The organism is Dehalococcoidia bacterium, from assembly GCA_035310145.1.
Classification (GTDB): domain Bacteria; phylum Chloroflexota; class Dehalococcoidia; order CAUJGQ01; family CAUJGQ01; genus CALFMN01.
Genome location: DATGEL010000120.1, coordinates 40,936 through 65,084 on the forward strand (window position 1 = coordinate 40,936; position 24,149 = coordinate 65,084).

At 68.7% G+C, this 24,149-nt stretch carries 25 protein-coding genes; 8 read left to right on the forward strand and 17 right to left on the reverse strand.

All coding sequences use genetic code 11. The features are described 5' to 3' along the window. Positions 1-82: 82 nt before the first annotated feature. Both VKV26_22220 and VKV26_22225 read right to left on the reverse strand, forming a co-directional pair. Positions 83-1,081, reverse strand: coding sequence for a heme o synthase (locus VKV26_22220; GenBank protein HLZ72632.1), 999 nt, complete (start codon positions 1,079-1,081; stop codon positions 83-85). Continuing rightward, positions 1,078-2,073 carry a COX15/CtaA family protein gene (locus tag VKV26_22225; protein HLZ72633.1) on the reverse strand — a complete coding sequence of 332 codons (996 nt, stop codon included), beginning with the start codon at positions 2,071-2,073 and terminating at the stop codon, positions 1,078-1,080. Before VKV26_22225 ends, VKV26_22220 begins: the two co-directional genes overlap by 4 nt. 264 nt (positions 2,074-2,337) lie before the next feature. On the opposite strand from VKV26_22225, the gene VKV26_22230 reads away from it, so the two are divergent. Next, positions 2,338-3,318, forward strand: coding sequence for an ABC transporter ATP-binding protein (locus VKV26_22230; GenBank protein HLZ72634.1), 981 nt, complete (start codon positions 2,338-2,340; stop codon positions 3,316-3,318). Positions 3,319-3,330: 12 nt separating this feature from the next. Then, complete coding sequence (locus VKV26_22235; protein HLZ72635.1) at positions 3,331-4,404, forward strand: ABC transporter permease; 1,074 nt, start codon at positions 3,331-3,333, stop codon at positions 4,402-4,404. Between the two features lie 8 nt (positions 4,405-4,412). Here VKV26_22235 and VKV26_22240 read toward each other — a convergent pair whose 3' ends face one another. Next, entirely contained in the window at positions 4,413-4,850 is a 438-nt protein-coding gene (locus VKV26_22240) for a nuclear transport factor 2 family protein (protein HLZ72636.1), read from the reverse strand. A gap of 155 nt (positions 4,851-5,005) precedes the next feature. Here VKV26_22240 and VKV26_22245 point away from each other — a divergent pair, with 155 nt between their 5' ends. Beyond that, complete coding sequence (locus tag VKV26_22245) at positions 5,006-5,719, forward strand: TetR/AcrR family transcriptional regulator (GenBank protein ID HLZ72637.1); 714 nt, start codon at positions 5,006-5,008, stop codon at positions 5,717-5,719. Here the strand turns inward: VKV26_22245 and VKV26_22250 are convergent. Continuing rightward, entirely contained in the window at positions 5,685-6,347 is a 663-nt protein-coding gene (locus tag VKV26_22250; GenBank protein HLZ72638.1) for a thioredoxin family protein, read from the reverse strand. The genes VKV26_22245 and VKV26_22250 overlap by 35 nt on opposite strands. 168 nt (positions 6,348-6,515) lie before the next feature. On the opposite strand from VKV26_22250, the gene VKV26_22255 reads away from it, so the two are divergent. Further along, positions 6,516-7,313, forward strand: a complete 798-nt coding sequence (locus VKV26_22255; protein HLZ72639.1) for an enoyl-CoA hydratase-related protein — start codon at positions 6,516-6,518, stop codon at positions 7,311-7,313. A 9-nt stretch (positions 7,314-7,322) separates the two neighbouring features. Here VKV26_22255 and VKV26_22260 read toward each other — a convergent pair whose 3' ends face one another. Further along, positions 7,323-8,087, reverse strand: a complete 765-nt coding sequence (locus tag VKV26_22260; GenBank protein ID HLZ72640.1) for a glucose 1-dehydrogenase — start codon at positions 8,085-8,087, stop codon at positions 7,323-7,325. Between the two features lie 97 nt (positions 8,088-8,184). Continuing rightward, positions 8,185-9,633, reverse strand: coding sequence for an FAD-linked oxidase C-terminal domain-containing protein (locus VKV26_22265; protein ID HLZ72641.1), 1,449 nt, complete (start codon positions 9,631-9,633; stop codon positions 8,185-8,187). Positions 9,634-10,007: 374 nt separating this feature from the next. On the opposite strand from VKV26_22265, the gene VKV26_22270 reads away from it, so the two are divergent. Next, positions 10,008-10,775, forward strand: a complete 768-nt coding sequence (locus tag VKV26_22270) for a phosphatase PAP2 family protein (protein ID HLZ72642.1) — start codon at positions 10,008-10,010, stop codon at positions 10,773-10,775. 6 nt (positions 10,776-10,781) lie between these two features. Here VKV26_22270 and VKV26_22275 read toward each other — a convergent pair whose 3' ends face one another. The 4 genes from VKV26_22275 to VKV26_22290 form a co-directional block, all read right to left on the reverse strand. Beyond that, positions 10,782-12,200: a heterodisulfide reductase-related iron-sulfur binding cluster gene (locus tag VKV26_22275; GenBank protein ID HLZ72643.1), complete on the reverse strand. Its 1,419-nt coding sequence runs from the start codon at positions 12,198-12,200 to the stop codon at positions 10,782-10,784. Positions 12,201-12,313: 113 nt separating this feature from the next. Beyond that, positions 12,314-13,129: a glycosyltransferase family A protein gene (locus tag VKV26_22280; protein HLZ72644.1), complete on the reverse strand. Its 816-nt coding sequence runs from the start codon at positions 13,127-13,129 to the stop codon at positions 12,314-12,316. Then, positions 13,126-13,671, reverse strand: coding sequence for a hypothetical protein (locus tag VKV26_22285; protein HLZ72645.1), 546 nt, complete (start codon positions 13,669-13,671; stop codon positions 13,126-13,128). Before VKV26_22285 ends, VKV26_22280 begins: the two co-directional genes overlap by 4 nt. A 132-nt stretch (positions 13,672-13,803) precedes the next feature. Beyond that, entirely contained in the window at positions 13,804-14,817 is a 1,014-nt protein-coding gene (locus VKV26_22290) for a hypothetical protein (GenBank protein ID HLZ72646.1), read from the reverse strand. A gap of 246 nt (positions 14,818-15,063) precedes the next feature. Here VKV26_22290 and VKV26_22295 point away from each other — a divergent pair, with 246 nt between their 5' ends. Next, positions 15,064-16,605, forward strand: coding sequence for an FAD-binding oxidoreductase (locus tag VKV26_22295; protein HLZ72647.1), 1,542 nt, complete (start codon positions 15,064-15,066; stop codon positions 16,603-16,605). Here VKV26_22295 and VKV26_22300 read toward each other — a convergent pair. Next, positions 16,525-17,415 carry a ScpA family protein gene (locus VKV26_22300; GenBank protein HLZ72648.1) on the reverse strand — a complete coding sequence of 297 codons (891 nt, stop codon included), beginning with the start codon at positions 17,413-17,415 and terminating at the stop codon, positions 16,525-16,527. The genes VKV26_22295 and VKV26_22300 overlap by 81 nt on opposite strands. A gap of 76 nt (positions 17,416-17,491) precedes the next feature. Next, entirely contained in the window at positions 17,492-18,553 is a 1,062-nt protein-coding gene (locus VKV26_22305; protein ID HLZ72649.1) for an LLM class flavin-dependent oxidoreductase, read from the reverse strand. A gap of 114 nt (positions 18,554-18,667) precedes the next feature. Here VKV26_22305 and VKV26_22310 point away from each other — a divergent pair, with 114 nt between their 5' ends. Beyond that, positions 18,668-18,982: a helix-turn-helix domain-containing protein gene (locus tag VKV26_22310; protein ID HLZ72650.1), complete on the forward strand. Its 315-nt coding sequence runs from the start codon at positions 18,668-18,670 to the stop codon at positions 18,980-18,982. Beyond that, positions 18,979-19,431, forward strand: a complete 453-nt coding sequence (locus tag VKV26_22315; protein ID HLZ72651.1) for a PIN domain-containing protein — start codon at positions 18,979-18,981, stop codon at positions 19,429-19,431. Before VKV26_22310 ends, VKV26_22315 begins: the two co-directional genes overlap by 4 nt. Positions 19,432-19,516: 85 nt before the next feature. Here VKV26_22315 and aroF read toward each other — a convergent pair whose 3' ends face one another. The 5 genes from aroF to trpB all read right to left on the reverse strand — a co-directional run bounded on the left by aroF (position 19,517) and on the right by trpB (position 24,002). After that, positions 19,517-20,551 (reverse strand): 3-deoxy-7-phosphoheptulonate synthase, encoded by a 1,035-nt coding sequence (gene aroF, locus VKV26_22320; protein ID HLZ72652.1) that lies wholly within the window; start codon positions 20,549-20,551, stop codon positions 19,517-19,519. A gap of 133 nt (positions 20,552-20,684) precedes the next feature. Then, positions 20,685-21,059, reverse strand: coding sequence for a chorismate mutase (gene aroH, locus VKV26_22325; GenBank protein ID HLZ72653.1), 375 nt, complete (start codon positions 21,057-21,059; stop codon positions 20,685-20,687). 142 nt (positions 21,060-21,201) lie between these two features. Then, positions 21,202-21,999: a tryptophan synthase subunit alpha gene (gene trpA, locus VKV26_22330; protein HLZ72654.1), complete on the reverse strand. Its 798-nt coding sequence runs from the start codon at positions 21,997-21,999 to the stop codon at positions 21,202-21,204. A 33-nt stretch (positions 22,000-22,032) separates the two neighbouring features. After that, the gene (locus VKV26_22335) at positions 22,033-22,785 is read right to left on the reverse strand and encodes a CPBP family intramembrane glutamic endopeptidase (protein ID HLZ72655.1); all 753 of its coding nucleotides are present in this window, start codon (positions 22,783-22,785) and stop codon (positions 22,033-22,035) included. Positions 22,786-22,793: 8 nt separating this feature from the next. Continuing rightward, positions 22,794-24,002 carry a tryptophan synthase subunit beta gene (gene trpB / locus VKV26_22340; protein ID HLZ72656.1) on the reverse strand — a complete coding sequence of 403 codons (1,209 nt, stop codon included), beginning with the start codon at positions 24,000-24,002 and terminating at the stop codon, positions 22,794-22,796. Positions 24,003-24,149 lie beyond the last annotated feature (147 nt).

The window sequence follows — 24,149 nt, forward strand, 5'->3', positions numbered from 1 at the left end:
CGTGCCGCCGCGTCATCCTGCGGAATGAGTCCGCGGCGCACCTCACCCCTGCAACAGGGATGGCGCCAGCCCGTGGCCGGAGCTACCAGAAGCGCCCAAACAGGTTCTGCGCCACCTGGTCCGCCGCCATCGCCATGAACAGCAGCGTCAGGTAGCTGATCGAGTAGCGGAAAAGGCCGATCGCGGCGCCCTGGCCGGGCTGCTGGTGCAGGCGCCAGGCGAGCAGCAGGAAGCCCGCGCCCAACGACGCCGCCGAGACCGTGTACACCGCGCCGACGGCGCCGGTTGGCAACAGCAGGAACGAGAGCAGCACCAGCACGGCCGAGTACATCACGATCTGCCGCAGCGTCTCGCGCTCGCCGCGCACCACCGGCAGCATGGGAATGTGCGCCCGCTCATAGTCGTCCTGGAAGCGCAGCGCCAGCGCCCAGAAGTGCGGCGGCGTCCAGACGAAGACGATCAGGAACAGCACCACCGGCGCCCAGGCGAGTTGGCCCGTCACCGCCGCCCAGCCGATCACCGGCGGCATCGCCCCGGCAGCGCCGCCGATCACGATGTTCTGCGGCGTGCTGCGCTTCAACCAGAGCGTGTAGACGAAGACATAGAAGCCAAGCGCGGCCATCGAGAGTACGGCGCTGGGCAGGTTGACCCACAGCCACATCTCGAAGAAGGCGGCCACGCCGAGCGTGATGCCGAACACGAGCGCGCGACGCGCGGAGATCTCGCCCGTGACCAGCGGCCGGCGGCGCGTGCGCACCATCAGCTCGTCGACATCGCGGTCGAGATAACAGTTGATTGCACCGGCGCCGCCGGCGGCCAGGTAGCCCCCCAACGTGGTCGCCAAGATCAGCCGCCAGCCCGGCCAGCCCTTCGCCGCGAGCAGCATGGCCGGGATCGTCGTCACCAGCAGCAGCTCGATGATGCGCGGCTTAGTCAGGGCGATGTAGGCATGCAGCGTCGCCAGCAGGCGGCGCAGGCGCGGCTGCGACGCGTCGATAACGGGAAGCGGCGCGGCGCCGTGCTGCCGGGGCAGGGGCACTGGTCTGGTCGCGGATTCGCCCGCGCGCAGGCCGAGGCTCATCCCGCCGCCTCCTGCGAGCGACCCGGCCGCGGCGCGCGGCGCTCCGGCCCGGCAGCGATCCCGGCGGCGGGCGTCTCGACGGTGGTGGTCATCTCCTGCCGCGTCAGGGCGAAGCCGGTCCACGCGATCAGCACGAGCGCCGTCCACAGCGCCGCACCGACGGCAAGGTGAAGCACACGGATGGGTGTCAGCAGCTTCGTCCACGCGTTCAGCGCGCCGATGAAGATTTGAAGCAGGAACAGGCCGAAGCTGTCGCGCACCATGCGCTGCGCGGCCGGATTGCCGCGCAGCCAGCGCAATGCCGCCCAAACCAGCAGCGCGAAGGCAACGGTCACCAGCACGACGACGAAGCGATGGAAGAAGTGAATGTGAACGAAGCGGCTGCCGCCGGGAATGACCTGGCCGTTGCAGAGCGGCCAGCCCGAACACGATGTGCCGGCGCCGGAGCTGGCGGTGTAGCCGCCGCTGAGCAGCAGCACATACATGCCCGCCGCCGCGGCAACCGCCGCAGCACGGAAGGCGCGTGCTCGCGCGAGCGGCACGCTGCCCGCCCGGGCGAACGGTCTTCCCCGCGCCAGCGCCGTGGCCGCGGTCAGCGTCACCGTGGCCAGCAGCAGCATCGCCGTGGCGAGGTGCGCCGTGACGATTTCCGGCGAGAGCTTTTGCGTGACGGTGGCGCCGCCGAGCAAGATCTGCACGATCAGCACGCCGATCGCCGCGCTCGCCAGCGTCACGGCGGCGCGATCGCGGCGGTGCCAGCGCCACGCGACCGCGGCCGTCGCCAGGATCAGCACGCTGACCAGGCTGGCGAACAGGCGGTGGAAGTACTCGATCAGCACGTGACCGTCGGCCGTGGGCACGAGGCGGCCGTGGCAGGCCGGCCAATCCGGGCAGGAGAGGCCCGAATTCGTGACGCGCACCGTGCCGCCGATCACGACCAGCAGATAGGTGGCGACCGCCGTCGCCAGGGCCAAACGTTGGAACCTGGTCAAGGTGAGTCCTCGAACAGCGGCCTGCGTGGGGCGGCGTGACCGCGTGCTTCGGCCCGGTTTCGGCGCTGTGCGCGGCTCCCGCGCCGTCTCTTCCACCCGTTCGCGCCGCGCGCAGCGATCGCCCGTCAGAGCCAACTCACCATAGCATAGGCTCCTCCTAGGCACACTGCACCGGCAGGCTGCTTGCGCATTCTTTCACAGAGTTCGTATGCTCGGCGTGAGCTGCGTTCGCGCGGCCGTCCGCGCAGCCAGGGGCCGCTTGCCATGTCCGCTCGCATGGAACAACCGCGCGCCCGCGCGCCCGATCTCCCGGACGCGACACCGTCTGACCGGCAGGCGATTGTCACGGTCGACGGGCTGGTGAAGCGCTATGGCGCTGTGACCGCCGTCGACGGCATCAGCTTCGGCGTGCGACAGGGCGAAATCTTCGGCCTGCTCGGCCCCAACGGCGCGGGCAAGACCACCACCGTCGAGATTCTCGAAGGGTTGCGCGAGGCCGATGCCGGCCGCGTGAGCGTGCTTGGGCTCGACGTGCGCCGCGATCGCGAGACGATCAAGCAACGCATCGGCGTGCAGTTGCAGACGCCATCGCTTTTCCCGCGGCTGAAGGTGCAGGAGCTGTTGCGCCTCTTCGCTCGCTTCTACCGCCGCTCGCTGTCGCCTGAACGGCTTCTTGCCGACTTCGGCCTGGAGGAGAGCGCCGGCAAGCTGGTGAAGCAGCTCTCCGGCGGGCAGCAGCAGCGGCTCTCGGTGGCGCTGGCGCTGGTCAACAACCCTGAGCTGGTCTTCCTTGATGAACCGACGAACGGCCTCGATCCGCAGGCGCGCATCAACCTCTGGGAAGTCGTACGCCGCCTGCAGGCACGCGGCGTGACGGTGTTGGTCACCACGCACTACCTGGAAGAAGCCGAGCGCCTCTGCGATCGCGTGGCGATCATCGAGCGCGGCGGCATCGTGGCGCTGGGCTCACCGCGTGAGTTGATTCGCGACACGTTCGACGAGAGCGCGGTGCTGTTTCACGCGGACGGTGGCGGCCAGGGCGAGCTGGCGGCGCTGCCGGCCGTGAGCGGCGCCCACGCGGACGACACCGACTGGACGCTCTACAGCAGCGATGTGCCGGCAACGATGGCCGGCCTGCTCGCCTGGGCGGCGCGGCGGGGCGTGCCGATCGAAGGGCTTTCGGTGCGCGGCGCCACGCTGGAAGACGTGTTCTTGAAGCTGACCGGGCGGCGTTTCCGCGATTAGGACGGACCAGTCATGGCGACCTTCATCGAGCTGACGCGCGCCTACCTGCGCTCCTTCGTGCGAGAACCCTCCGCCGTGATCTTCTCCTTCGCGATCCCCGTGCTCTTCATCGCGGTCTTCGGCCTGATCTTCGGCAACCAGGGCACGCCGCACTACGCGCTGGGAGTGGTCGAGCAGCAGGCGGGCCCAAACGCGGATCGGCTCGTGCAAGCGCTGCAGCAGGTCCCGATCTTCAAGATCCACCACGGCGATGAGCAGACCGAGCTGAAGCGGCTCGGCCACGGCGACCGCGCGGCCGTGGTGATCGTGCCGGACGCGCTTGATCAGCCCGGCCAGCCGGCCGCGGTGCAGGTTTACGCCGACCCTGGCAGCACCGCGGCGCAGAGCGTGGTGCTACCGGTGTTGCGGCAGGTGGTGGACGGCTTCGACCGGCAACTGGCGGGAACGCCGGCGCGTGTCACGCTGGAGGCGCGCTCTACAAGCGCGCAGAACTCGCGCTACATCGATTACCTCGTGCCCAGCATCCTCGCCATGTCGCTGATGCAGCTTGGTCTGTACTCGGCGGTGACGCTGGTGACACAGCGCGAATCGAAGCTGCTGCGCCGGCTCGGCGCCACACCGCTGCGCCGTGGCACCCTCGTTGCCAGCCAGGTGGCGCAGCGCGTGCTGATCTCCGTGATCCAGGCGGTGATCCTGATCGGCGTGGGCAAGCTCTTCTTCCACGTCGACTTCACGCGCGACCTGCCCGCACTGCTGTTCTTCATCGTACTCGGCACGCTGGCCTTCGTGGCGATGGGCTTCGTGGTCGGCGCCTTCGCCGGTTCGGCCGAGTCGGCGATGCCTCTCGTGCAGTTCATCGCGTTGCCGATGCTGTTTCTCTCCGGCATCTTCTTCGAGATCGACGCCGGCCCCGCCTTTTTGCAGCCGGTGGCCCGCGCCCTGCCGCTCACCTACCTCGGCGACGCGCTGCGTCAGTCCACCGTCCACGTGGCGGCACTGAATCCGCTGTGGGTGGACGCTGCCGTGCTCGCCGGCTGGCTGGTGGCCAGCTTTGCCGTCTCCGTGCGGCTGTTCCGCTGGGAGTGACGGCCGGGCTACACCGGCGCGGTCGACGTCGCCTCGCCCGGCGCGCCCGCCCGCTCCCGCTTGACCCGCGCGATGAAGGCGGCAACCGCTGCCGCGTCGAAGAAGAACTTCTGGGCACGGGCAAATTTGCCGTCGCGAACGCGGTAGAGGCCGAGCACCGGCTCGGCAACGTACGCGCCGCTTGGGCTCGCCGCTCGCCAGTGCCAGAGCACCACAACCTCGTCCCCTGCCGCCGCAACCACCCGCGGATCCATCTCGCGCTCGGCGGCCGTCGGCTGCAGCTCGTCCCACAGCTCCACCCGCTCGCTGCCAAGCGTGCTGACGAGCGACGGCGGCCAGCGGAACTCGACCTCGGGATGATACAGCTCGTTCAGGCGCTGGCGGTCGCGCCGCTCGACGGCGCGGAAGGTTTCCAACACGATCGTGATGTTTTCATCGGCTCCCATGCTCGGCTCCTCCATCAAGGCGTCGTGGTTCCGCCCGGTAGCAACACCGCGCCGCGTATGCGACACTGTGCTGCATATCGAGCGTAGGCGGCCAATCCCCGCGAAGTCGATGAACAATGCCGTCACGATGGCGCATAGGCAGCAACGAGGCGCAAATGTCGCAGAACGAGGGCCGCGGCGATCTGCGTGTCCGGCGCACCGAGCGCGCCATACGCGCGGCAATGATCGAACTTATCGTGGAAAAGGGGGACGCCGCGATCAGCGTGAACGACCTTGCCGAGCGGGCGATGATCAATCGCGCCACGTTTTACCGGCATTACCGGGACAAGGAAGAGCTGCTGGAGAGACTCATTGCGGACATGCTGGACGGACTCGCGCGCAGCATCGGTCCAACCAGCCCAAGCGGCGCTCCCGAAGTATTCCTCAACGAGATCTTCCGCGCGATGCGGCGCATCTTCGAGCACGTGGCGGAGCACGGCGCTCTCTATCGCGCGCTGATGGCGACTCGGGGCAGCCACGCTTTCGAAGCGCAGGTGCGAGGCTATGTCGAATCGGTCCTGAAGGAGCGCTGGCGGCTCGGGGAGGGCGGCCGCTCGGCCACCGGCATTCCCGAGGCCGTTGGTATCGCCTTCTCCGTCACGGCGTTCCTCGGCACCATCGCCTGGTGGCTGGAAGCGAGCACCCCCTACTCGCCCGACCAGATGAGCGGCTGGCTCGCGGCGCTGTTCGTTCTCGGTCCTGTGCAGGCTGCCGGGTGGCAGATCTCGGCGCCGGGCCAATTCGCGGCCCAACGAGCTTTGGCTGCCGGCGGCGGTGCGGTGGCCGATGCGTTGTCTACGCGCCGAGCGCCGCCTCCAGCAGCTCCGTGACTTCCTGCACCGTGGCGTCGCGCCAGCCGGCCCAGAAGGGGCTGCTGCGCTGAAACTCGTCGTAGTTGCGCTCGCGCTCGGCGATCGCGGCCGCCTTCTCCTGCTCAGTGGGTGGCCGCCCCAGCTTCTCGGTGAGCTGGCGCGTGCCGGACGGGCCGAAGATCGGGGAGAGCGCCTCGCGCATCTGCTCGTTCGCCAGCTTGGGCCGCTCGATCCAGTGCGCGATGTAGCGATGATCCTTCGTGTAGAAGACGTAGACCGGGATCGAGAGGAATTCGCCGCCCAGCTTGAACGGCTCGGCCGCGTCGAGGTTCTGATCGCGTTCGAGCACGCGCAGCTCGAGCCCCGCCGCATCGGCGATGCGCCTGGCCACGGGCACACCGCGGTAGACGTCGGGGCACCAGTCCTCGCCGAGCACCAGCAGCTGCGCCGGGCCGTCCGGGCGCGCCGCCAGCGCCTGCAGGCGCCTTGCGAGACCGTCCGCCACGTGCGTCCCGGCGAAGTTGTCCGCGAACTTCTCGCGGTTGTTCCGGATGCTGCCGACGTATTGCTCATACGTCTTCGCGGCGGCGAAGCGCTCGGCGCTCACCGCGTCCTGATAGGCCTGCCGTTGCTGCTGCGCGACCATCGGGCTCTCCTTCGCCGGCTGACGTCTGCCGAGTCGCTTCATTTTATACACCTTATACACCATCGGGCGCACTTTTGCGCCGGCTGCGGTACGCTTGCGCCGATGCAAACGTGAGCCCCGTCTGGCGTTGCGGCTCGGCCGCACCTGGCCGGCAGGAGGACAGGCAAGATGCAGGACTACGGCGCGTACAAGCACCTGGTCTGCGAGCGGCCGGAGGCCGGCATTCTCAAGATCACGATCAACAATCCCGAAAGCCTGAACGCGATCGCGCCGCCGATTCACTCGGAGCTGGCGCACATCTGGGTCGACGTCGCCGCCGATGAGGAGACGCGCGTGGTCTTGCTCACGGGCGCGGGGCGTGCCTTTTCGGCCGGCGGCGACGTGCATAACATGCGCGCCACCTGGCGCCAGCGCGACATCGCGCACACCATGCGCGAGGGGAAGCAGATCGTCGACCGCATACTCGACCTGCCGCAGCCGCTGATCGCGTTGATCAACGGCCACGCGGTTGGCCTCGGCGCCACGCTCGCGCTCTGCTGCGACATCGTCTTCGCGGCGGAAGGCGCCAAGATCGGCGACCGGCACGTCAACGTCGGCCTCGTGGCCGGCGACGGCGGCGCGCTGCTCTGGCCGCTGCTGCTCGGTCCCCACCGCGCCAAGCAGTTTCTGATGACGGGCGAACTGATCGAGGGGCGCGAGGCGGCGGCGATGGGCTTGATCAACAAGGCCGTGCCGGCGGAGCAGCTCGAGGCCGAAGGGCTGGCCTTCGCCCGCACGCTGGCCGCGCTGCCGCCGCTGGCCGTGCAGTGGACCAAGCTCTCCGTCAACAAGACCCTCAAGCTGATCGCCAACGCTGCCTTCGAGACGTCGCTCGCCTATGAGGGCGCCAGCATGCTCTCGCAGGACCACCTGGAGGCGGTCAGCGCCTTCATCGAGCACCGAGCGCCGAGCTTCAGCGGCCGCTGAAGCCGGCCGTCACAGTGGTCTGGCGAAGCGAATCATGCCGCCGTCGACGAAGTAGGTGCTGCCGGTGACGTAGGCGGCCTCGTCTGAGGCCAGAAAGACGGCAACGGCCGCCACGTCTTCGGGCGTGCCCAGATGGCCGGCGGGAATGATCTCGTCGAGCTGACGCACCAGATTCGGGTCTTGCAACGTGGCCGTGTTGATGGGCGTCGCGATCGCGCCGGGCGCGATATTGTTCACGGTGATGCCCTGCGGCGCCAGCTCGACGGCAATGTTGCGCATGAACATGCGCATACCGCCCTTCGAGGCGCAGTACGGCGTGTAGCCCGGAAACGGCAGATCCTCGTGAATCGAGGAGATGTTGATGATCCGGCCCTGATTGCGCGTCACCATGTCGCGAGCTGCCGCCTGGGCGCAGAGAAAGGCGCCGCGCAGATTGACGGCCATGATCTTGTCGTACTCTTCGATCGGCGTCTCCAAAAAGGGGATGCGCTTCTCGATGCCCGCGTTGTTGACGAGAATGTCGATCCGCCCCATCTGGGCGATCGCCTGCGCGAACAGGTTGGTCACGTCGTCTGCCTGCGAGATGTCGGCGGCGATCGCCACGCCGCGGCGGCCGGCCTGCTGCACTTCCTGGACCAGGGTGTCCGCCTGATCGCCGCTGCCGACGTAGTCGACCACCACATCCGCGCCTTCTTTGGCGAAGCGCTCACAGATGCCCCGGCCGATGCCCGTGGCGCCGCCGGTAACCAGCGCGACCTTGCCTTCGAGCCGCATTCTCGCTCCCTCCGTCAGCCTGATTCGGTACTGCAGACATCGTAGCCGCTCGTGCCGGCCGCGTTACGCGCGACGGCGGGCGCCGGCGGCGTTTCCCCTAGCCAGGCGTCCAGCCGTCGAGCGAGGGCAGGGCGCGCAGGAAGTCCGCTCGGGCCGCGCCGCCGCCCTCCGGGAAGACCTTGTGCGGACTGAACACACCATGCGGATCGAACACCTGCTTGATGCCGCGCATCAATCCCACGGCCAGCGGCCCCAGGTCCTCTTCCAAGAACTCTTTCTTGAGCGAGCCGATGCCGTGCTCGCCGGAGAGCGTGCCGCCCAGGGACAACGCCGCGCGGAAAATCGCCGCTGCCGCCTGCTCGACGCGCTCCATCTCGCCCTCGATCCGCCGGTCGAAGAGGATGTTGGGGTGCAGGTTGCCGTCGCCCGCGTGGCCGAAGACCGCGATCGGCAGTCCTGCCTGTTCGGAGATGCGACGTACCTGCCGCACCATCTCCGGCACCTCACTGCGGGGTACGGCGATGTCCTCGCCCAGCTTGTTCGGCCGCACCCGGCCCAGCGCCCCGGAGACGGCGCGCCGCGCCCTCCACAGCGCGTCGCGCTCCGCCGCGTCCGCCGCGACGGAGACGGAAACGGCGCCGTGGCAGCCGCAAATCTCCGCCATGCGTTCGACCTCCGCCCGCGCCACCGCTTCGTCGCTGCCGTCCTGTTCGAGCAGCAGCATCGCTTCGGCCTCGCGCGGCAGTCCGAGTTGCAGGTAGTCTTCCACGACGTTGATCGTGGTCTTGTCCATCATCTCCAGCGTCACGGGCAGAATGCCGGCGGCGATGATCGCGGCCACCGCCTCTGAAGCGTGCTCCAGGGTGTCGAAGTAGGCCGCGGCGGTGCAGCGCCGGCGCGGCAGCGGACGCAGGCGCAGCACGATCTCCGTGATCACGCCCAGCGTGCCCTCCGAGCCGACAAAGAGCTGAATGAGCTGGTAACCGGTCACGTTCTTGACCAGCTTTCCACCCAGCTTGAGCACGCTGCTGTCGGCCAGCACCACGGTCAGCCCGAGCACGTAGTCCTTGGTCACGCCGTACTTGAGACAGCGCGGGCCGCCGGCGTTGCAGGCCACGTTGCCGCCGAGCGTGGACTGGTTGAGGCTGGCCGGGTCCGGCGGATAGAACAGCCCGAGCTCTTCCACCGCGGCCTGCAGTTCGGCTGTGACGACGCCCGGCTGCACGGTAGCGACGGCGTTGGCCGTGTCGATCTCGAGGATGCGGTTCATCCGCGCCAGCGAAAGCAAGATGCCGCCGCCGATTGGGATGGCACCGCCGGCCAGGCTCGTCCCGGCGCCGCGCGGCAGCAGCGGCAACCCTTCGCGGGCGGCCAGCTTTACGATCTGCGCCACCTCTTCTGTCGTGGCCGGCGTCACTGCCGCATCGGGCGGGTTCTGCGCGAAGGTCCCGTCGATCGAGTAGGCGACGAGCTGGCCGGGCTGGTCATGGACCTGCGCCGGCCCGACGATGGCGCGCAGCTCCTTCAGAATCGCTTCATCGAGCATCGCGTTGCTCCCGTCCGTTCCCCACGGGTCCTGAGTCAACAGTCAACCGGCCGCGCCGGCCGACCCAGCAGGACCATGGTACCGCGGCGAGGACGGCAAGAAGGTGCAGCCTCGGGCAGGGCCGCAAACCCGGCGGGAACGCCGCGGCGAGCGTGCCCGGTGGCAAGACGAACCCCACCCCTCGCGCTGCCACAGGCGAAAGCGCAGCCGTGCGGCCGCTGGCAGCAGCGCCGAGACCGCGAGTTGGCCGGCGCGGCTGATCTGGGGAGCCGGACTGGAGGCCGCGCAAGCGAACCGGGGTTGACGCGGTTTCGTCTGCACACGCATCGTCTGGCTGAGCGGGTTCCGCGGATCTGCCCGCGGCAGGTGCCTGCATGACGCCACACCGCCCGAGCCCTCGCCCTTTCAGCCGTGGACGATCGCCGCGCTGGCGGCGCGATCTGCCCGTACAGCTCGCCGTGATCGCGGCCGGCGGCGCCTACGTTCTCAACTCTGCCATTCTTGGACGGCTGTTCTCTGCCGACGAGCGGCGGCGGCTGGCGATCGAGCACGCGCGGCGGCTGGTCGATCTGGAGCGGGCGCTGCACCTGTTCAACGAGCACGCGCTCTATCGCCTGGCGCACACCGACCGTCTCGTCGGCCTGGCTGCCAACGGCATCTATCTCTTCCTGCACCTGCCGTTGATCGTGCTGATCGCGGTCTGGCTGTACAGCCGCCAGCGGCCGCTGTTCGTGCTGATGCGCGACGCGATGCTGATTTCCGGCCTGATCGCCCTGGCCTGCGAATACTATCCGGTGGCGCCGCCGCACCTGGTGCCCGACCTCGGCTTCACGAACCTCGCCGCCTCGCGCCTGTACAACGCGGTTGAGCCGAAGGCCGGCTTCGATGTGTACGGAGCGCTGCCCAGCATCCACGTCGGCTGGGCGTTGCTGATGGGGCTGTGCCTCTGCTGGCGGGGGCCGCGCCTGATCGGGCCGCTGGCCGGCGCCGCGCTGCCGATCGCGATGGCCTTCGCCGTCGCGGCCACGGGCAACCACTACCACCTCGACTCGATCACCGGCGTGCTGGCAGCGCTGGTCGGCCTGTGGCTCAGCCGCTGGCACAGCCACGCGATCACCGCTGCGCCTGTAGACGGTCGATAGTGTTCGTCAGCGCCCCGGCTCTTCGAACACATCGCCCGCCGCGGCGCCACCGTAGGCTTCGTCGAGCAGGTCCACGATGTGGCGCACGCGCACGTCCAGCCCGGTCCGTGTCAACCCCGATTCGAGCTGCAACTGACAGCCCGGATTCGAAGTGACCACGACGGGGGCGCCGCTGGCACGCACATTCTCGATCTTGCGCGCCTGCAACGCGTCCGCACGCTCGCGCTGCAGCACGTTGTAAATGCCGGCGCTGCCGCAGCAGAGCGCGGGCTCGCTCATCTCTACGAGCGTCAGCCCGTGGAGGGCTTTCAGCAAACGTCGCGGCGCCTCGCGGATGCGCTGCGCGTGCGCCAGGTGGCAGGGCTCCTGCAGAGTCACCGTCAGGTCCGCGGCGGCGCTGGCGGCGGGCAGGTTCGCGGCCGCCAGCTCCTCGTTCACGTCGCGCACGCGTGCGGCGAAGGCGCTGGCCCGCTCGGCATAGGCGGAATCGTCGTGCAGCAGGTGGCCGTAGCCCTTCAGCGTCGAGCCGCAGCCCGCGGCGTTGACGACGATCGCGGCGTCCGGAATGCGCTCGAAGGCCTCGATGTTGCGCCGCGCCAGCGCACGGGCGCCCTCGACCTCGCCGTTGTGCACGTGCAGGGCGCCGCAGCAGCCCTGCCCGGCCACGGCCACAACCTCGGCGCCTGAGCGAGCCAGCATGCGCGCCGTGGCGCGGTCGGTCTCGGCGTAGGCCGTGCTCATGATGCAGCCGGCGAACAGTCCCACCCGGCGATTCGGTTCGCCGCCTGCCGGCCGCCAGCGCTGGCCGCGCGGCACGAGAAACCGGCCCGGCATCTGCGGCAGCAGCCACTCGAGCATGGCGAGGCGGAAGAGCGCCAGCAGGCGGCTCTTGCGCAGCAGCCAGCGGGCGCCGCTGCGCTGGTAGATGCGGCCCAGGCGGCAGGCGCGGCGGAAGCGGTCCATGTCGGCGAACAGCTTCTGGAAGACGAGCCAGCGCAGCAATCGCTCGCGCCGGCCGTGCGGACGGTTGCGCAGGAAGACCTCGCGCATCATCGTGCCCAGCGGCTCCATGCGCACGCCGGCCGGGCAGATCGCGGTGCAGGCGTCGCAGAGCAGGCAGGTCTGCGAGTGCTCGACGGTGTCTGCGGTCAGCGGCAGGTGGCCTTCGGCGACAGCGCGTGCCATGGCGATCCGGCCGCGCGGGCCTTCCTCCTCGGCGAAGCTGATCTGATACGTCGGGCAAACGCTGAGGCAGAGGCCACAACGGATGCAGCTCAGCATGTTGTCGTACTGGCCGTGCAGCAGCGCCGCCGACGCCGCATCCTGCAAAGGCAGCGGCGCGCTCTCTCCCGCGCGAGCGCGTCCTTCGGGCAGCGATGCGGCCGCCGGAGTTTCGTCTCTGATCGTCGCCTGGAGAAGCGCCATCTTCTGCTCGCACGCGGACCGGGGTCATGGCGATTGTACGTCGCCCCGAATGCTCCGCGCATGCCACCGCTCGGCGCGCGCAGCGCCGGATCGCGACCACCGCGGCTCCGACCTTACTCTGCGTTCGTCGCGGCTGCCTCCGGTGCGGAAAGCTTCAACCAGGGATGCAAGCGCTTCATCTCAGCGATGAGCCGCGACAGGTTTTCCGGGCGATTCGTGATGGCACGCAGGTTCGAGCCACGGTGCACGCGGTACCGCGCAAGGATCTGCGGCACCTGCACACCCCAGTAACCGTGCTCGACGAACTTGCACCACAGCTCGTAGTCGTTCCAGCCGGGGACGCTCATCGAGGTGGCCCCGCCCACGCTCAGCCACGCTTGGCGGCGGATCAGCGCCAGTGTGTCGATGTAGTTGCCGTGGGCCAGTCGTTCAGGCTCCCAAAGTCCAAGATTCATCACGCCCACCTCTTCGCCGAAGATCTCCAGCATCGGGTAGGCAAACGCCGCGTCGGAGTCGCGAAGCGCGGCAAGACAGCGCGACACACAGGATGGCAGGAGGATGTTATCCGAGTCGAGCATGAACACGAATTCGGACGCAGTACAGTTCACCGCCGTATTGCGGGCCGCCGCGCCTCCCAGATTGCGGCGGTGCTGAAGCAGGCGAGCGCCGGCGAATCCGCTCCCATGCCGTTCCAGCCACTCCAGCGCCGTTGCGCATGCCGGACCCGGTCCGCCGTCATCGACGATTACAAGCTGCAGCTCCGCGGGATCCTGTGCAAGCACGGAGTCCAGCGTCGCGACGATGAAGCGTTCGTGATCGTACAGCGGTACCACGACACCTACGTCGCCGCGCCGCACGTCACCGGTTTCGTACACGGTGATCGCGGACCCACCCGCATTCGCTGGCGGACCGTCCTCTCTCCAGCTCATGGCGCCACCGCGTTCAGCACCGCCGGCAGCAGCGAGCGCAGCCAGGCGGTGAGGTCGTATTCGCGGACGAGCGCGGCGAACGCGCGCCGGCGAATCGCCTCGGCTTGGGCGGCGCCCGGTCCCGTCGACAGCAGCCAGGTTAACAGGTCGGGCAACTCGGACAGCCGGCAGGCGAGATAGTGCTCGCCAGCCCGCAGGCCCGGCACGGGCGCACACGGTTCCGTCACCACCAGGGCCCGCTGCCAGATGCCGAGATGGACTATGTGCTGCCATGGAAAAGTCGGCACGTCTGATTCGTGCACATGCAGCAAAATCTTCGAACGTTGCGCGAGCCCGATTGCCGCCGCTGGATTCAGGGCCGTCGGGACGCCCGCTCGCTGCAGTCCCCCTTCCGGCAGATGCAGGCAGCAGGTGAATCGGCTGAGGACGAGGCCGCTCTGCGCGAAGAATCGGCGGCGGCGTTCGGTAGGCGCACCGACAAACAACAGATCGAGCGGTCGATCGCTGAAGCGGTCATCTGCAGCCGGGGCGGCGTGCCGCACCGCGGGCGGCAAGCCTCTGACGGCGAGGATGTCGGGCAGCGCCGACTTCGGCGCGTATGGGGCAAACCGCGGCAGATACCCCGCCGGCAGAAAGTGGGCGTCGATGCCAAGCGTTTGCAGCGTTTCCGCCGTCTAGAAGCTGCAGTCGAGCACGGCGGCGGCACGGCTGAACCAGGTGAGGCTGCGAGCGAACCCAAGCGCATCGAGCGGCGCCACGTTGAACAGCACCGTGCGCGTGAACGGAAACGCCTCGGCCATGGACACGCCCTGACCCAGCGTGAAGAACTCGTCTGGAGCGACGACCAGATACGCGCTGAGATCGGGCGGTGGTTGCGATCGCTCGTCCAACAGCAGCGGCGCGATCCCGCAACGCGAGAGTCCGTCCGCCAGCAGATCGCGCAGCGCAGTGCAGAAGTAATTCCCGTCGCTGCTGGCGAACAGTCCAAACCGGAGCCCTTGCCAGGGGAGGTCCGCGGCGTTGGCGTCGTCGCGAGGGCGCCCGCGATAGGCGAGGCAGCGTGCCGTTCCTGGATTGAGAGTCACGGCAGACAGCAGCGCTTCGGCATCAGCGTCGCTCCAGCCACGGCGGCCCTCGGCCAGGCCGCGCTGCACATAGTGCTGCAGAGGGTTACTGTCGCGGGGCAGATCGGGGTGCGCATCGAGGTAGAAACGGGGATTAAAGAGGCGACCCGGGCCGCGGCCCTCACGAAAGCCATAGCGCAGATAGTGGGTAAGCGGATTCATACCGGCCGCTGCCACGTCGGGGTTGGCGCGCAAGTACGCGGCGGACTCGAACAGCGGATGCGGCGCGAGGCCGCCGCTGCCGCCGCCCGCAACGAAGTGTTGCAGCAGGGCGTCCCGCGAGTCGGTCTCCGGTGACACGAGATCGGCGAAAGCCACGCGCAGCCGGCCGGCAGACCCACCGGCGGCGGCGTCCTCGCCTTCGGCCTTCGCGAGCTGCCTACGGTAATAGGCGGGATCAAAGAGACCGCTCGCGGCGATCTCGGCCGCTTCGTCAGACGTGGGTGCGGCGGACGGGGGCGGTTGCGGTTGCCGCAACGGTGCAGGCGCGGCGACCTTTGGCGCCCGAACACTGGGCGCTGCCGGTCCGAACGGGCTGGGCAGGCGGCGTACTGCCTCGCGCACCGTGTCGATCGTGGCTCGCGCCGCCCGGCTGGCTGCCTGTGAGGTGAGGCGCGCCGCAGGGACGGCTGCGGGCCGGGGGGTACGGGCAGACGCTCGTCCGGGGCCTTGCTCGTCGGCACTGCGCATATCTTGTCCGAGCGCGGTCGGCGACCATGCCGATTGTCCGGCGGACCACGCAAGCAAGCGGCGATCACCGGATTGGCGTCGGGCGGATGGATCTCCATCGGAAGTCGGTGGAACCGTCGCTTGTCCCACTATACTAACGCCATGCCCGTACGCGACGGCCGCGACAACCTGCTCGCCGGCGACCAGACGCCCGCCGTACCGTCCTCGCCGGCTCGAGTCGCAGGCGCCGCAACAGTCGAGGATCGCGAGCGGCTGCTGGCGGCGCTGCGCGCGGCGATCGGCGGTGAGCGCGTGCTCACGCAGCCGGAAGCTCTCGCCGCTTTTGCGCGCGACTTCTTGCAGCGCACGCGCGGCGTGCCGGCGTCCGTGCCGGACGGCGAGGCGCCGCTGGCCGTTGTGCGGCCGCAAAGCACGCAGCAGGTGGCGGCGATCATGCGCGTGCTTGCCCGAGAGCGCGTGCCGCTGGTCGAGTTCGGCGGCGGCACCGGCCTGATGGGCGGCGTGCGCGTGACGCAGCCCGGCGTGGTGCTCGACACGCGCTCGCTGAACCGGATCATTGCCATCTCAGCCGAGGATCGCACCGCGCATATAGAGGCCGGCGTCGTGCTTGCCGACCTTGCGACCGCGCTCGCGCCGCACGGCCTGATCGTCGGCCACGACCCCTGGACCTTCCCCATCGCCACGGCCGGCGGCACGCTCTCAACCAACGGCCTCGGCTACCTGGGCGGCCGCTACGGTTCGATGGGCGACCAGGCGCTCGGCCTCACCGCGGTGCTGGGCGACGGCACGATCGTGCGTACGCGCCCGGCGCTGCGCTCCTCGACGGGGCCGCGGCTCCGGGCGCTGTTTGCCGGCGCGGAGGGCGCGCTGGGTGTGATCACCGAGGTCGTGCTGCGCGTGTTTCCAAAGCCAGAGACCGAGGCGCTGCTGGGCTACCGGTTCGCCGGGTTCGACGAAGGTTACCGCGCGATCCAGGCGCTCTTTGCCGCGGGCTTCAGCCCCACGGTGATCGACTTCGGCCAGACCTTCTCCGGCGAGCGCAGCGGAGAACGGCTCACCACACCGGCCGGCGAGCCGGGAATCCTCTTCGCCGGCTTTCAGGGTCTGCGTGAGGAAGTTCGCGCGCTGGTGCGGCGGGCACGAAAGCTGCTGGAGCGGCATGGTGCGGTGCGGCTGCCGCCGGCGCGCTCGCGCCGGTTCTGGCGCGACCGGCACGTGATCGCGGAGGAGATGCGCCGCCGCCAGCAACAGCCGGCGCAGATGCCGGACTGGCTGCCGGCCGGCGTCTTGTTCGATTTCATTCATGTGAGCCTGCCGCCGTCGCATGTACTCGAGTTCAAGGCGCGGGCGGAGCAACTGTTGCTCGGTCGCGGCGTCTCGATCGGCGAGTGGGGTCTGTGGAACAGCCCGGAGCTGTTCAGCGCCACACTCTTCCGCCGCGCCCGCACCCCGGACGATCGCGAGACGTTTGCCGCCGCAATCGACGCGGCGTTGAGGTTAGCGCAAGATCTTGACGGCTCGATGGAGTACTGCCACGGCGCGGGACTGCGGCTGGCGGCACTGATGCCGCGCGAACACGGCTCAGGCATGGACCTCCTGCGCGCGATCAAGCACGCCGCCGATCCGCTCGGCATCCTCAACCCCGGCAAGCTCGGTCTCTGAGCCGCGCTCGTTGGCGGCGACCGCGGTAGACGCGGCCAGGGTGTCCGCGCCGTTCGTCGCTGTGGAATGCTCCGGCGGAGCTGACACCAGCAGGATTTCGCCAAACAACTCGGGCTGCACGGGAACCAGCACTCGCGCCTTCACCATCTCCAGCACGGCGAAGAACAGCACGATGATCTCGTCGCGCGAGCGGCATTCGTCGACCAGCCGGGCGAATCGCAGTCGCCCGCCGATCCGCAGCATGGCCGCGATCTCATGCATCTTCTGGCGCAGACTGAACTGAGGGCGCGCATAGCGCCCCGGCCCGGGCGGCGGCTCGGCGCGGGCGAGGGCGCGGCCGACGATCGCCGCCATCCGCTCGAGCGTCACCTGGCTGAGACCCGGCAAGGGCGGCACGTCCGGGAGCGGCGCCAGCCGCGGAAAGGCGCGCACCAGCTCCGCTTCGCGCTCACGCAGTACCGCCGCCGCCTGCTTGAACTGCTGATAGCGGCGCAGCAGCTCCGCCAGGCTCTCGGCATCGGGCTCCGCGTCTTCGCTCGGCTCAAGCGGCGGCGGCGAGGGCAGCAAGGCGCGTGACTTCAACTCGATCAGCCGGGCGCCGATGGCGACGAAGTCCGCCAGGTCGCGGTGATCGACCTGCTGCAACTCGCGCATGTAGGCGAGGTATTGGCTCGTAATCGTCACGAGCGAGACGTCGGTGATCTCCAGCCTGGCGGCGTGCACCAACGAGAGCAGCAGATCCAGCGGCCCCTCGAACACGTCGAGCGTGACGGAGAAGGGATGATGCCACAGCACCGGCGCGCCCGTCATGCGGTTCCTCCGCCGCGAGGGGCAGGCTCCCGTTTCATGGCGGAAGTATCACACGGATTCGCGCTTCGGCCGCCGCTCAAGAGGCCGCCGCTGCCGCCGGCGGGGCCGCGAAGGCCGGCATCACCTCCTCGGCGAAGAGGCGCAGCGAACGCAGCGCCTGCTCGTGCGTCATGCAGCCGAAGTGAATCTGCACGACGAGGTAATTGCAGCCCGACTGCTCGAAATAGGCGGCCACCTGCTCGCGAACCCTCGCCGGCGAGCCCACCAGCGCCGTGCCGCGGCCGATCATCAGGTCGATGTCGTCGGTGAAGCCGCGGCCGATCGGCTCGGCGCCGAAGTCGTGCCAGAGCTTGACCAGCGCGTTGTGGTGCGCCCGCTGCGCCGGCCGTGCCACCTCCAGCGCCGCCTCGTCGGTCTCGGCCACGTACAGCTTGTAGTTCGCGCCCACCATCGGTTCGGGCACATGGCCATTGAGTCTCCCCGGCTCGTGCTCGTGCGCCTGCCACGACTCACGGTAGATCGCCGCCTGCGCGGCGACGCCGTCGGCGCGGCCCGCCAGCACCACGTTCAGGCCATGGCGGCCGGCGAAGCGCAGCCCGTCTTCGGAGGTCGTCGGATACCAGATCGGCGGATAGGGGCGCTGCGCCGGCCAAACCTCGATCGGCACGCGGTCGTAGCGGTAGAACTGTCCCTTGAAGCTCAGCCGATCGGTGGACATACCCGCGGTGATGACCTCCAGCGCCTCGTGGAACTGCTCGCGCGAACGCTCCGGATCGACACCGTGATAAGCCAGCTCGTAGGGCGAGATACCGCGGCCCACACCCAGCTCGAAGCGGCCGCCGGAGAGCTGGTCGAGCATGCAGATCTCTTCGATCAGGCGCAGTGGGTTATACATGGGCAACAGATAGACCAGCGGGCCGAAGCGCAGCCGTCGTGTGCGCTGGCTGGCCGCGGCGAGGAAGACGGCCGGCGAGGGCGCGATCGAGAGCGGCGTCTGGTGGTGCTCGGCCAGGTGATAGGTGCGGAAGCCGGCCGCATCCGCCGCGTCGAGCAGTTGCAGCCGCTCCTCAAAGGTCTGCGCGAGCGGCGCCTCGCGCCGGTCGAGGTGGTCGAAGATGCCGAAGCTCACCGCCGTCATCGCCGCCTCCGCGCCTACATGGAGCGTTGGGCGCAGTATAGCGCCGTGGCGGATCCGGCGGCTGAGGCGGACGGGCCGCTACACTATGCTCAGCGCATAGCAGGAGCGACAACGATGACGGTGCTACGCGACCAGCCCGAGATCCTCACCGTCGAGCAGACGGCCGCGCTGCTGCAGGTCAGCAAAGAGACGGTCTATCGCTACATCCGCGATGGGGTGCTGCTGGCCTCGCGTATCGGCCGCGGCTATCGCGTGCCCCGTTCAAATATCGAGAGACTGCTCCTAAGCCGCCGGGTTAGGCGGGATATCCAGCTCCGTGACTACACGGATGAAGAGCTTGACCAGTTCCTGCACGACGATGAATCGACGCTCGAGCAACGAGAAATCGTCGCGAGGATCCTTCGCAACGCAGAGCGTCGAAGCCGGTGATCGTTGATCGTACGACTGTTGTCTTCTTCGACGCATCAGCGCTCTTTGCGGCAGCACTCTCACCGACCGGCGGTGCAGCTCTGATCCTCAGCGTCTGCGAGCGGGGACTACTCATCGGCACGGCTTCTCAGGGAGTGCTCGATGAGACCGAGCGCGATCTTGAGAATAAGCGACCGGGTCCGGCCTGGTATCGACTCTCCCAGCGGATTACCAGCGGTGCAATTCGCGTACCCACTGAGCCGACTGGCGGCGGCGAGTACCCGGCCATCAACCAAAAAGACGCTCATGTCTACGCAGCAGCCGTCGCCGCAGGCAGTGATTACCTCATAACTCTCGATAGAGGGCTGATAAGGGAAGCAAATACGGCTGCGAAGAGACCGCTGGCGCTATTGCCAGGAGATTTCATCACGAAGCATCTTAAACTCCATCCCGACTACGAGGACATGTAGCGCGGCGCAGCCTCCCGTTGGCAAATGCGGAGGCGAGCGAACCCGTAGTCGATCGGCTTCGCCCGCCTCCTCACTGCCCGTCTGCTTATGCTCTCGCGGCGACGCCTGCCAGCGGGCGGCCGAGGGCGTTGCCGATGCGTCCCAGGCTCTCCATCGTCCTGCAAAAACTCTCGAAGGTGAGCGACTGGGCGCCGTCGCTGAGCGCGTGGTCGGGATTGGGGTGCACTTCGATGATCACGCCGTCCGCGCCGGCGGCCACCGAAGCCTTCGCCATCGGCTCGACCAGGTACCACTTGCCCGTGCCGTGGCTGGGGTCACCGATGATCGGCAGGTGCGAGAGCCGTTTGATCAGCGGGATCGCGCTCACGTCCATCGTGTTGCGCGTCGCCGTCTCGAAGGTGCGGATGCCGCGCTCGCAGAGCATCACCTGGCGGTTGCCCTGGGCGATGATGTACTCGGCGCAGAGCAGCCACTCCTGGATTTCGCCGGAAAGGCCGCGTTTCAGCATCACCGGCTTCTGCGCGCGGCCGCACTCTTCCAGCAGGTAATAGTTCTGCATGTTGCGGGCGCCGATCTGGAGGATGTCGGCGTACTGCGCGACGAGATCGACGTCCTCTGGCGTCATCACCTCGGTGATCACGGGCATGCCCGTCTCAAGCGACGCGGCCTTGAGCAGCTTCAGACCCTCTTCGCCCAGTCCGCGGAACTGGTAGGGCGAAGTCCGCGGCTTGAAGGCGCCGCCGCGCAGCACGTGCGCCCCCGCGGCCTTCACGGCGCGCGCCGTGGACATTAACTGCTCCTCGTTCTCGACTGAGCAGGGGCCGGCGAAGACCACGATCTCGCCGCCGCCGATGCGCACGCCCTTCACCTCAATCACCGTGTCGGGCGGGTTGAACTCGCGCGACGAGAGCTTGTACGGCTTACTGATCGGTACGACTTCGTCGACGTTGTTCAGCGTCTCGAACATCGGCCGCAGCTCGGGGTAGGTCTTGCCCACCACGCCCACGACGGTGCGTTCGGCGCCCTCGATCAGGTGACTGCCGAGTCCCAATTCCTCGATGCGCGCGACGACATGATCGATGTCCTCACGCGTCGCCTCCTGTTTCATGACGACGATCATCTCGAGCCTCCTCGCCTCCCCGTGCAGGCCGCCGCTGCGTGCCCTCACGGGCCGTGCGAGCCTGAATTCCATCAGCTTGATGCGGCGCCGCGACGCCGCGTCTGCCTATCTGTATGAACGCGAAAGTTCCGCGCTACTGCAGGCGGGCCACCAGGTCGGGACGCAGGACGCGGGCGCCGCGGATGTAGACGTGCGTCACTTCGCGCGCCGACTTCTCGGTGTTGACGTGCAGCAGGATGCGCAGGCACATGCCGAGGCTGCCGGGCACGTCCAGCTCGTGCGCGCAGACGAGCGGCACTTCCGTCCAGCCCATACGCCGCGCGGCCACGGCCGGAAACTCGGCGTTGAGATCCGTGGTCGTGGTGAAGAGCGCGCTGGCCACGTCGTCTGGATCGATGCCGTTGCGCTCGATCATGAGCTGCAACAGCTCGGTGGTCGCGGCCAGGATCTCGTCGCGTGCGTTGCGTTCGACCGTGGTGGCGCCCTTGATGCCGCGGCATACCGTCATGAACCCGCCCCTGTGCAGCGTCGGTGCAGTGTGCGCCGTGCGTCAGGCAGGTCCAAAGACGCCGGCCGCGGAGGCGTCAGCGTAGGCGCGGCCGGCAGAACCCATGAGCGCCCGCGGCGCCCGGCTCTGCACGGCCGGAACCTCAGCTCCTCCTGCGACCGGTGACGACCTCCACATACTCCCGAACCTTAGCCACGCGCTCGTGAGGCGCAGCGTTATCGATCTGATCGATAATTGCGCTGCCGATGACAGCAGCTTCGCACAGTTGCCCGATGCGCGCAACGTGCTCCGGCCGCGAGACGCCAAAACCCACTGCGAGCGGTAAACGGATCTGTTCGCGTACGCGGGCGATGAACGCCGGCAGTTCCGCCGGCAGATCGCCGCGCGCCCCTGTTGTGCCGGCGACGCTGACGCAGTAGACGAAGCCGCTGGCCGCCTTCGCCACGGCGGCAAGGCGATCGGCGCTGCTGGTCGGCGCGACGAGAAAGATCAGGTCGAGCTCCAGCGGCCGCGTGACCGCCAGGAACTCCTCGGCCTCTTCCGGCGGCAGGTCCACGGCGATGAACCCGTCGATGCCGGCTTCCGCCGCGGCTCTGGCGAAGGTCTTGAGGCCCGCGGCAAGCCAGGGGTTGTAGTAACCCATCAGCAGCAGCGGCAGCGTCAGACCGCGCTCGCGCAGCCGCCGCGCCACGTCCAGGCAGGTCCAGGGCGTGACACCCTGCCCCAGCGCCTGCCAGCCGGCGCGCTGGATCGTGGCGCCGTCCGCCAGCGGATCGGAGAAGGGCACGCCCAGCTCGATCGCGTCCGCGCCGCCCGCGGCCAGCGCCTCTACCAGCTCGACGGTGCTGGCAACGTCTGGATAGCCCGCCGTGATGAATGCCACCAGCCCGGTGCGGCCCTCGGCCTTCAGCCGCGCGAACGTCGCGGCGATGCGGCTCATCGATTTCCCCTCCATCACACGGTCGCGCGGGCCTCATTTGCCGGCGAAGGCGATCACAACGCTGACGAGATTGAACAGGCAGTGGGCGCCGATGTTTGCCCAGAGCGTGCCGGCGCGGTAGTAGGTCCAGGCGAGGATCACGCCGATCACGGTGAAGGGAATGATCAGCGTGCCCTGCTGGTGCGCCAGCGCAAACAGCAGGCCGCTGAGCGAGGCTGCGCCGCTGAAGCCGAGGCGCCGGCGCAGCCCGTTGAAGATGAAGCCGCGGAAGAACGTCTCCTCCACGATCGGCGCCGCGATCACGGTCAGGAGCGTGGCCAGGGGGATCGTCGCGGCGTGCTCAAAGATGCCTTGCGGCACATTGTCCTGCGGATAGAGCCAGTGCAGGCCCGGAATCTGCGTGAGGCCGATGTAGCCGAACAGCGCCACATAGGCCAGCACCCACGCCGCGAACGTCCATCCGGCCCAGCGGCCCGGCGGCCGCCAGCGGTAGCCCAGCAGGCCGAGCCCGCCGGGGAAGCGGCCGACGCTGAAGCTGAGGGCCACGCCGAACAGCGCGGCTTCGAACAGCAGCGTCAGCAGCAGGCTGAGCACGAGGCCGTTGACGGAGTCGGTCGCCGTGCCCGTGCCGCTGACGATGATCGCAAGGGCTAGGCCCAGCAGCAGGAAGGCGGCAATCACCGCGCCCACCCCCGCCAGGCACTGGCGCCAGTCCCACGGCGGCAGCGGCAACTCGCCGTCGCGCGGCCGCGGCGCGGGCGTTGGGTCGGATGAATCCTCGCTCACGCCGTGCCTCACAGCGGCAGACCGAGGGCGGTGGAGACCGTGTCCATGTCCTTGTCGCCGCGGCCGGAAAGGTTCACCAGCACGATCTGCTCGCGGGCAAGCGCGGGCGCCAGCTTCGCGGCGTAGGCCAGCGCGTGCGACGATTCGAGCGCCGGAATGATGCCCTCCGTGCGGCACAGCATCTGGAAGCCTGCCAGCGCCTCGGCGTCGGTGATCGAAACATACTCCGCCCGGCCCGTGTCCTTATAAAAGCTGTGCTCCGGGCCGACGCCGGGATAGTCCAGGCCGGCAGAGATGCTGTGTGTCTCCGTGATCTGACCGTTCGCGTCCTGCAAGAGATACGAGCGGGCGCCGTGCAGCACGCCCGGCCGGCCGGCGACCAGGGTGGCCGCATGCTTGCCCGTCTCGATGCCGCTGCCCGCGGCCTCGACGCCGACGAAGCGCACCGTGCGGTCCTCGTAGAAGGGATGGAAGAGGCCGATCGCGTTGCTGCCGCCGCCCACGCAGGCCACCGCGTAGTCGGGCAGCCGCCCTGCGGCCGCCAGGATCTGCTCGCGTGCCTCGCGGCCGATCACCGACTGCAGGTCACGCACCATCACGGGATACGGGTGCGGGCCGGCGGCGGTGCCGAGCAGGTAATACGTGGTGGCGACGTTGGTCACCCAGTCGCGCATCGCCTCGTTGATTGCGTCCTTCAGTGTGCGGCTGCCCGTCGTCACCGGGCGCACCTCGGCGCCAAGCAGTTTCATGCGCGCCACGTTGGGCGCCTGGCGGTGAATGTCCTGCTCGCCCATGTAGACCACGCAGTCGAGGCCGAGCATGGCACAGACGGTGGCCGTGGCGACACCGTGCTGACCGGCGCCCGTCTCGGCGATCACGCGCTGCTTGCCCATGCGCTTCGCCAACAAGCCCTGCCCCAGCGCGTTGTTGATCTTGTGGGCGCCGGTGTGCGCCAGGTCCTCACGCTTCAAAAAGATCCGCGCCCCACCGAGGCGGTGAGTAAACGACTCGGCGAAGTAGAGCGGCGTCGGCCGGCCGACGTAGGTACGCAGCAGGTGCGCAAGCTCCTGGCGGAACGTCTCATCCCGCGAGAACTCGCCGTATGCCCGCTCCAGCTCAATCACGGCCGACATCAGAGTCTCGGGCACGAAGCGCCCACCAAACTCGCCAAAGCGCCCGCGCTCGTCGGGCCGTGCGCTGTCAGGGGTTTGAACCAACGGATGCTCCTTGCCGCGGCGGATGAACGTTCGAGTGCGAGGCCGCCACGGACGAGCCCGCGGTTCCCGGCGGAGCAAGCAGCCGGCGTCCCGGTGCGGCGCCCCGCGCATCGCGCCCGTCCGCGCAACGGGCCGTACACGTACGGC

Excerpts from the sequence above, each read along its gene's own strand:
- VKV26_22220 (HLZ72632.1), bottom strand. The coding sequence starts at position 1,081 with ATGAGCCTCGGCCTGCGCGCGGGCGAATCCGCGACCAGACCAGTGCCC.
- VKV26_22230 (HLZ72634.1), top strand. The coding sequence starts at position 2,338 with ATGTCCGCTCGCATGGAACAACCGCGCGCCCGCGCGCCCGATCTCCCG.
- VKV26_22235 (HLZ72635.1), top strand. The coding sequence starts at position 3,331 with ATGGCGACCTTCATCGAGCTGACGCGCGCCTACCTGCGCTCCTTCGTG.
- VKV26_22240 (HLZ72636.1), bottom strand. The coding sequence starts at position 4,850 with ATGGGAGCCGATGAAAACATCACGATCGTGTTGGAAACCTTCCGCGCC.
- VKV26_22245 (HLZ72637.1), top strand. The coding sequence starts at position 5,006 with ATGTCGCAGAACGAGGGCCGCGGCGATCTGCGTGTCCGGCGCACCGAG.
- VKV26_22250 (HLZ72638.1), bottom strand. The coding sequence starts at position 6,347 with ATGGTCGCGCAGCAGCAACGGCAGGCCTATCAGGACGCGGTGAGCGCC.
- VKV26_22255 (HLZ72639.1), top strand. The coding sequence starts at position 6,516 with ATGCAGGACTACGGCGCGTACAAGCACCTGGTCTGCGAGCGGCCGGAG.
- VKV26_22260 (HLZ72640.1), bottom strand. The coding sequence starts at position 8,087 with ATGCGGCTCGAAGGCAAGGTCGCGCTGGTTACCGGCGGCGCCACGGGC.
- VKV26_22265 (HLZ72641.1), bottom strand. The coding sequence starts at position 9,633 with ATGCTCGATGAAGCGATTCTGAAGGAGCTGCGCGCCATCGTCGGGCCG.
- VKV26_22270 (HLZ72642.1), top strand. The coding sequence starts at position 10,008 with ATGACGCCACACCGCCCGAGCCCTCGCCCTTTCAGCCGTGGACGATCG.
- VKV26_22275 (HLZ72643.1), bottom strand. The coding sequence starts at position 12,200 with ATGGCGCTTCTCCAGGCGACGATCAGAGACGAAACTCCGGCGGCCGCA.
- VKV26_22280 (HLZ72644.1), bottom strand. The coding sequence starts at position 13,129 with ATGAGCTGGAGAGAGGACGGTCCGCCAGCGAATGCGGGTGGGTCCGCG.
- VKV26_22300 (HLZ72648.1), bottom strand. The coding sequence starts at position 17,415 with ATGACGGGCGCGCCGGTGCTGTGGCATCATCCCTTCTCCGTCACGCTC.
- VKV26_22305 (HLZ72649.1), bottom strand. The coding sequence starts at position 18,553 with ATGACGGCGGTGAGCTTCGGCATCTTCGACCACCTCGACCGGCGCGAG.
- VKV26_22310 (HLZ72650.1), top strand. The coding sequence starts at position 18,668 with ATGACGGTGCTACGCGACCAGCCCGAGATCCTCACCGTCGAGCAGACG.
- aroF (HLZ72652.1), bottom strand. The coding sequence starts at position 20,551 with ATGATCGTCGTCATGAAACAGGAGGCGACGCGTGAGGACATCGATCAT.
- aroH (HLZ72653.1), bottom strand. The coding sequence starts at position 21,059 with ATGACGGTATGCCGCGGCATCAAGGGCGCCACCACGGTCGAACGCAAC.
- trpA (HLZ72654.1), bottom strand. The coding sequence starts at position 21,999 with ATGAGCCGCATCGCCGCGACGTTCGCGCGGCTGAAGGCCGAGGGCCGC.